The sequence below is a fragment of the Streptosporangiales bacterium genome (assembly GCA_009379825.1).
Lineage (GTDB): Bacteria > Actinomycetota > Actinomycetes > Streptosporangiales > WHST01 > WHST01.
Map to the genome: position 1 here is coordinate 1 of WHTA01000143.1, position 6,900 is coordinate 6,900.

5 protein-coding genes are annotated in these 6,900 nt (G+C 70.5%); all 5 read left to right on the plus strand.

Translation table 11 applies throughout. The annotated features are described in order from the left end of the window. On the plus strand, positions 1-1,518 hold a 1,518-nt coding region (locus GEV07_30365), incomplete at its 5' end, for a helicase (GenBank protein MQA06819.1). Further along, positions 1,515-3,404, plus strand: coding sequence for a DUF1998 domain-containing protein (locus tag GEV07_30370; protein ID MQA06820.1), 1,890 nt, complete (start codon positions 1,515-1,517; stop codon positions 3,402-3,404). The genes GEV07_30365 and GEV07_30370, both read left to right, overlap by 4 nt. After that, complete coding sequence (locus GEV07_30375; protein ID MQA06821.1) at positions 3,401-4,183, plus strand: endonuclease; 783 nt, start codon at positions 3,401-3,403, stop codon at positions 4,181-4,183. The genes GEV07_30370 and GEV07_30375 overlap by 4 nt, the downstream gene beginning before the upstream one ends. 36 nt (positions 4,184-4,219) lie before the next feature. Beyond that, the gene (locus tag GEV07_30380) at positions 4,220-5,764 is read left to right on the plus strand and encodes a protein kinase (protein ID MQA06822.1); all 1,545 of its coding nucleotides are present in this window, start codon (positions 4,220-4,222) and stop codon (positions 5,762-5,764) included. Next, positions 5,629-6,900: AAA family ATPase (locus tag GEV07_30385; protein MQA06823.1), on the plus strand; the 1,272-nt coding region annotated here is incomplete at its 3' end. The genes GEV07_30380 and GEV07_30385, both read left to right, overlap by 136 nt.

Sequence of the window (6,900 nt, forward strand, 5' to 3'; positions counted from 1 at the left end):
GGCGCGCTCGGCACCATGGTCGGCCTGTTCGAGGCCGCCGTCGACGAGCTGTGCCGGTGGCGGCCCGTCAGCGGACACGACGCCGGGCCGAAGATCGTCGCCTCCACTGCGACCACCAAGCGCGCCAAGGAGCAGGTGCTCGGAGTCTTCGCCCGCGACCTGGCGATCTTCCCGCCCCAGGTGCTCGACGTGCGCGACACCTTCTTCTCCCGGCAGGTCGAGCCGACCGAGCAGTCGCCGGGCCGCCGCTACCTCGGCGTCTGCGCGCACGGCGTGCGGTTCAAGTCCGCGGAGATCCAGCTGATGGAGTCGCTGCTCGCGGCTGGGCAGCAGATGTACGACAGGCACGGCGCGGCCGCCGACCCGTACCACACCGTCGTCGCGTATTTCAACGCGATCAGGGAGCTGGCCGGCATGCGCCGCTACCTCGACGACGATGTGGTCATCCGCATGCAACGCCGGGGCAGGCGGGGAATGGTCGCGCGGCAGGTCGGGCGCGGCAGGCTGCTGGAGGCGAGCGAGCTCACCTCGCGCATCTCCTCCGGCGACATCAGCGCGGTACTGAAACGCCTCGAGGTCCCGTTCGAGCCGGAGCTGGACACCAGCGTGCGCCGCATCGCCATCCGGGACAACACGCGCGAGGTGGGCAGGGCCAACCGGGGCAAGTCGTCGCGCAGCAAGGACCGGGTCGACTATCACCCGCTGGTCAAGCGGTACTACGACCGTACCGACCAGCCGGCGCACACACCGATCGACGTGGTCCTGGCCACCTCGATGCTGCAGGTCGGTGTCGACGTCGCCAGGTTCGGGCTGATGGTGGTCACCGGGCAGCCGAAGAACACCGCCGAGTACATCCAGGCGTCGTCGCGCGTCGGGCGTGACCGCGGCCGGCCCGGTCTCGTCCTGACCCTCTACAACTGGACCAGGCCGCGCGACCTCGCCCACTACGAGGACTTCGCCCACTATCACGCGACCTTCTACCGTCAGGTCGAAGCACTGTCGGTCACGCCGTACACGCGGCGGGCGCTCGACCGCGGCACCGCCGCCACCTTCGTCGCGGCCGTGCGGCAGATCGAGGAGGAGTACTCCGACAACCAGGCCGCCGCGCAGGTGCCGCTCGACGGCCCCGCCGTGCGGGGGGTCGTGCACCGCCTGCTTGCTCGGGCCGCGGCCGTCGACGGTGCCAGGGGCGAGCAGTACTTCGGTGAGCGGATCCGCCGCCTCGTCGACGTGTGGAAGCGATGGCAGGGCATCGAAGGGCAGCTCGGGTACGCCAACCAGACGGGCAAGCACCCGGCCCGCGGGTTCTTGGAGCCGGCCGGCAATGGTGCCTGGTCCGACCGCACCGCCGGTTATTCGATGCGCGAGACGGAGCACGAGGTCAACTTGCTCGTCGACGGCGGCGACGGGATCTACCTGCCGGAGTTCGACGCGCGGCCCTGGTCCTTCGCCACTTCCAGCCCGCCGACCGGTGACGCGGCCGGCGAGGAGAGCGACCAGCGGGGAGACGAGCAGTGAGCGCCGGGTACCGCAGGCGCGTCGGCACCGTGCGCCCCAGCCACTTGATGTTCACCAGCGGCGTGGGCGCACTCGTCGACCTGCCGAACTTCTCCGTGATCGTGCGCGGCCTCGACTTCTGGGACTACAGCAACGTAGGCGGCGAGCGCACCTCGATCGTCGAGCCACGGCTGCTCGCCGCTGTCCGGTCCTTCACCGAGGCGCCCCAGCTGAAGGAGCTCCGCCACGCCCCCTGGCGGCCCGGCAGCGACACCGACCCGAACGACGCGGCACTGCGGGTGGGCGTGCCGGTCGCGCCGTTCCCCCGGTGGCTGCGCTGCACGGCATGCAACCAGCTCGGCAACGTCGAGTCGCAGGCCTTCGGCTTCCAGAACGAGCTGGCCCGCCGCACCCAGGACGCGCGGTTCGTGCACCAGAACTGCGGCAAGTCCAAGACGCCGCCGCTCGCCGTCACGGCGCGGTTCATGGTGTGCTGCGCCAACGGCCATCTCGACGACTTCCCCTACGTCATGTTCGTGCATCGGTCGCCGGACTGCGATGATGGCACACCGAACCCACAGCTGCGCATGCACGACCGCAGCGGCAACGTCGGCGCCAACGTCGATGTCGAGTGCACGCACTGCGGGAAGAGGCGCAACATCCGCGACGCTCAGGGCCGGCGCGGCGAGGAGACCCTACCGGGGTGCCGCGGCAGGCATTCGCACCTCGGCACCTACGGCGAGTGCGACCAGCATCCGATGCTGCTCGTCGTCGGCGCATCCAACCAGTGGTTCGCGCAGACGCTCTCCACCCTCGACGTCCCCAAGACCTCGGGCGGTGAGCTGGCCGATCTGGTGGCCAAGCACTGGGACAAGTTGGTGGGCCTGCCGAAGAACATGCTCCCTTACGGACGTGACCAGGTGGCCGGGCTGACCGAGTTCGCCCGGTGGAACGACGATGAGTGGTGGGCCGCGATCGAACGGCACCGGGTCGATCTGCAGGAAGAGACCGAGACGGCCGAGGGCTACCCCGACCTGCGGTCGCCGGAGTGGCAGATCCTCAGCTCCGGTGAGGAGGTCACCAGCGACGCCCTGACGCTGCGGCGCGACCCGGTCGGCGTCCCCGGCCCGCTAAAGAACGTCTATGCCGACGTGGTCCTGGTAGAGCGGCTGCGGGAGGTGCGCGCACTGGTCGGCTTCACCCGGCTGGACGCGCCGGATCCCGACGACCCGACCCTGGTCGAGCGGGTCCGGCTCACCCGGGACACGCCGACCTGGCTGCCGGCGAGCGAGGTCCGTGGCGAAGGGATCTTCCTGCGAGTCGACGAGACGCTCCTGACCGACTGGGAGAAACGGGTCGGCGACTCCGACGCGATGACGCGGCACCGCGCCGCGTACGCCCAGTTCCGGCGGAACCGCTACTCCGGCCGGGTGCCCGGGTCACCGGACTGGATGAAGCATTGGCCAGGTGCTCGGTTCTACGCCCTACACACGCTGTCGCACCTGCTGATCCGCACTATCGCGTTGGAGTGCGGGTACAACTCCGCGAGCCTGTCCGAGCGGATCTACGCCGGTGACGAGGAGGACCCCCGCGGCGGCATCCTCATCTACACCGCGGTGCCCGACGCGGAAGGCACGCTCGGCGGCCTGGTCGCGCTGGCGGAGCCGGAGCCGCTCACCCGGCTGACCACCCGTGCGCTCGCCGAGGCGCGGCACTGCTCGTCCGACCCGCTGTGCGCCGAGCGACTGCCGCAGGGCACCGACGACTTCCTGCACGGGGCTGCCTGCCACGTGTGCTTGTTCGTCTCCGAGACCACCTGCGAGCGAGGCAACCGTTTCCTCGACCGCCGGTTCGTCGTCCCGGTCGGTGACAACTCCGACCTCGCGCTGTACCAGGCGATTCCGTGAGCGACCTGTCGGCGGGGCCGTTCGTCCGCCGCGTTGCCGAGTTCGTCGAGACGTGGGGCGCCGACCGATTGGTGGCCGTCGCCGCGAGAGTTGGCGACTCCGTCGTTCCGGTCCCCGTCGCCGCGTCCGGGCCCGGTGAACGCGACGCGGCAGAGGCACTGTTGCGGGCGGCACGCGACGAGGCGATCCCGGACACGGAGGTCGCCGCGTATCTGCGCGGCGTCGCGGCCGGGTACCGGCACACCGGCGCGGCAAGGGTCGAGTCGGTGTGGAGCGGCCCCAGCACCCATCAAGTGCCGGTCCGCGCGACCGCGCAGGTCCTGGTCGACATCGCCAGGCAAGCCGTTCACGAGCTGGTCCTGCTGACCTACTCGGCGAAGCCGTACCCGCCTCTGGTCGAGGTGCTGGGTGACGCCGTCGAGCGAGGCGTGCGGGTACAGGTCGTGGTCGAGACGCTGACCGGCGCCGGAAGCGCGCTCAGCGGCAACGAGCCCGCCGCAGCGTTCGGCGGACTGCCGAAGGTCGAGCTGTGGCACTGGCCGTCGTCGCGGCGGCCGGCGGGGAAGGCCAAGATGCACGCGAAGGTCGCGGTGGCCGACCGGAGGGTCCTGCTCGTCTCCAGCGCGAACCTCACCCAGTCCGGCATCGCCACGAGCATCGAGGCGGGCCTGCTCGTGCGCGGCGGCACCGCACCGGTCCGGGCGGCTGAGCACGTGGCGGCGCTGCAGGCCTCCGGTGAGCTGGTTCGTCTCCAGCGGAGTTACTCCCCGCTGTTCTGATCGGTCCCGCTCCGCCCGTTGCGGTGAAGGATCCGAATGTGTCCGCGGCAACGTGTAGCGTCGGCGGTCACGGACTCGGGGGAGGCCATGGTGACGGAGCAGATTCTGGGCGGCGGTCGCTATCGCCTGTCGTCGCCGCCGGTCGCCCGCGGCGGAATGGGTGAGGTCTGGTTCGGCCACGACGTCAAACTGGATCGCCCCGTCGCGGTGAAGTTCCCACGGCTGCCAGGTGGGGCACACGACCGTGAGCTGACCGAGCGCTTCGTCCGGGAGTCGCGGATCACCGCCAGGCTCGAACATCCGGGCGTCCCCGCCGTCTTCGACGTCGGCACCGTCGACGACGGCCGACCGTACGTCGTCATGCAACGGGTCGCTGGCACGACGGTGGAGCAACTGGTCGCGCACGGTGGTCCGGTGGCAGTCGGCCTGGCCGCCTCGATCGTCGCCCAGGCCTGTGCAGTCCTCGCCGCCGCGCACCGGGCGGGGCTCGTGCATCGTGACCTCAAGCCGTCGAACGTGATGCTCTGCCCAGACGGCACCGTCAAGGTCATGGACTTCGGTCTCGCCGTCGCCCTTGACGATCCAGCGTGGGTCGAGGACGGCGCGGGCACTCCCGCGTACCTGCCACCGGAGCGGGTGGCAGGTGGGGGCAGCGGCGCGCGGGGCGATCTCTATGCGGTTGGCTGCGTGTTGTACGAGCTGCTCACCGGTCGCCAAGCGTTCCGCGCCGACACCGAGCACGAAACACTGGCCCGCCAGGTCGAGCACCTTCCGCCGTCGCCGAGACAGCTCCGCGGTTGCGTGCCGGCGGCCGTCGACCGGCTCTGCCTCCAGCTGCTGGCGAAGGACCCGCGGGACCGCCCCACCGACGCCGAGGGGGTGACGCGCGCGTTGCTCCCGTTCGCGACCGGGGACCCGGCCCGGGGCGACCCTCTCGACCCGATGCGGCTGTACGCCGCCGCCGTGGCCCGCGTGGCAGTGCTGCCCGAGGACCGCAGGAATGCGGACCTGGTCGCGACCGTGACGACGGCGCGTACGGAGGCGGCGGAGCTGCTGCGCCGACGCAGCGGCGATCGCGCGGCGGGCCTCCTCCAGGCGACCCTCGACGACCTCACCCGGGCGGTAGAGGAGGATCACCCCGACCTCGTCGACCTCAGGGTGGATCTGGCCGAGGCGCTCTTCGCCGATGGCGCCTACAGTCGAGCCGCAGGGTTGTTCCGCGTGCTGACCGCCGACCTCGCCCGGCTGCGACCGGTCGACACCACGGCGGGTTTTCGGTGCAGGCAGCAGGAGGCCAGCTGCCTCGCGTTGTCGGGTGAGCCCATCGCCGCTCTGGACAGGCTCACCGGGCTACTGGCGGACGAGACGTCCGTGCTCGCCGCGGACGACCCGCGGCCATACATGTTGCGGCGCCAGATCGCCCTGCTCGAGCTGGGCATGGGGAGATGGCAGGACGCCGAACGCCGGCTGCGCGCACTGCTGGACGACATCGGCCGCGTTCCAGGGCTCGACGAATCGATCGGCACAGACGTCCGCAGCGACCTGGAGAACCTGCGCGCAGGGGTAGAGGAGGCACGATGAGTACGTTGGGGTTCGACATCGAGTTCGCGCGCCGCGACTACCCAAAGCTGGAGCCCAAGGTGCGTGAGCGGACGGTTGCCGCGATCCGCAAGTTCGACGGCGTGAAGTCCACCGGCGGGCACCTGGAGAAGATCGCTGGCGCACGGGACAACCGGCTCAGGTCGGTCCGCATCGACCGCTTCTACCGCGGCATCGTGCTGATACCCGAAGGGGACGATCTCTTCACGCTCGTGAAGGTGCTGCCGCACGACGACGCCTACGAGTGGGCACGTCGCCACGTCGTGTCGGTGAACCCGGCAGTCGGGCGGGTCGAGTTCAGGGATGCCGCGACGATCGAAGAGGTGACGCCCTCGCTGGCGAAGCTGCAGCCGGAGAGCGCCGGCCGGCTGCTCGACCACGTCACTGACGACGTCTTCGACAGGTTCCGGATCGATGACGACGTTCGCCGGTTCGCCAGGGCACTCACCGACGACGCACAGCTCGAGGCGGCCCACGGCTTCCTGCCCGAGATCCAGTGGCAGGTGCTGATAGGGCTGGCCGCGCACGTTGCGCTGGACGACATCTGGGCCGAGCTCGGTGCCGGTGAACCGGATGACTCGTTCGACCCCGACGACCTGCTGGCCGCGATCCGCCGCAGCCCCGACCGAATACTCCTCGTCGACGGCCCCCAAGAGCTGCTGGAGATGTTGCGCAGGCCGTTCGACCTGTGGCGTGTCGCACTGCACCCGGTGCAGTACCAGGTGGCGCACGGCGACTTCAGCGGACCCGCCCGCGTCACGGGAGGCCCGGGCACGGGCAAGACGGTGGTCGCGATGCATCGAGCCAGACATCTCGCGGCGGTGGGCGAAGGCCCCGTCCTGCTCACCACCTTCACCTCGACGTTGGCGGCGTCGTTGCAGGCGGGTGTGGACCTCCTCGTCGAGTCGGCCGAGGTGCGCGATCGGATCTCGGTGCGGCACATCGACCAGGTTGCGCACGAGGTGTTCCGGCAGCGGCACGGGAACCCGAAGATCATCGACGACGCTCAGCTGCGCAAGCTCTGGGCGGAGCTGATCGACCGGCTCGGTGTGCCGTACAGCGCCACGTTCCTGGCCGAGGAGTGGAAGCACGTGGTGCTCGCCCAGGAGGTCGGTACC

Coding starts and splice junctions, on each gene's coding strand:
- GEV07_30380 (MQA06822.1), top strand. CDS start 4,220: ATGTGTCCGCGGCAACGTGTAGCGTCGGCGGTCACGGACTCGGGGGAG.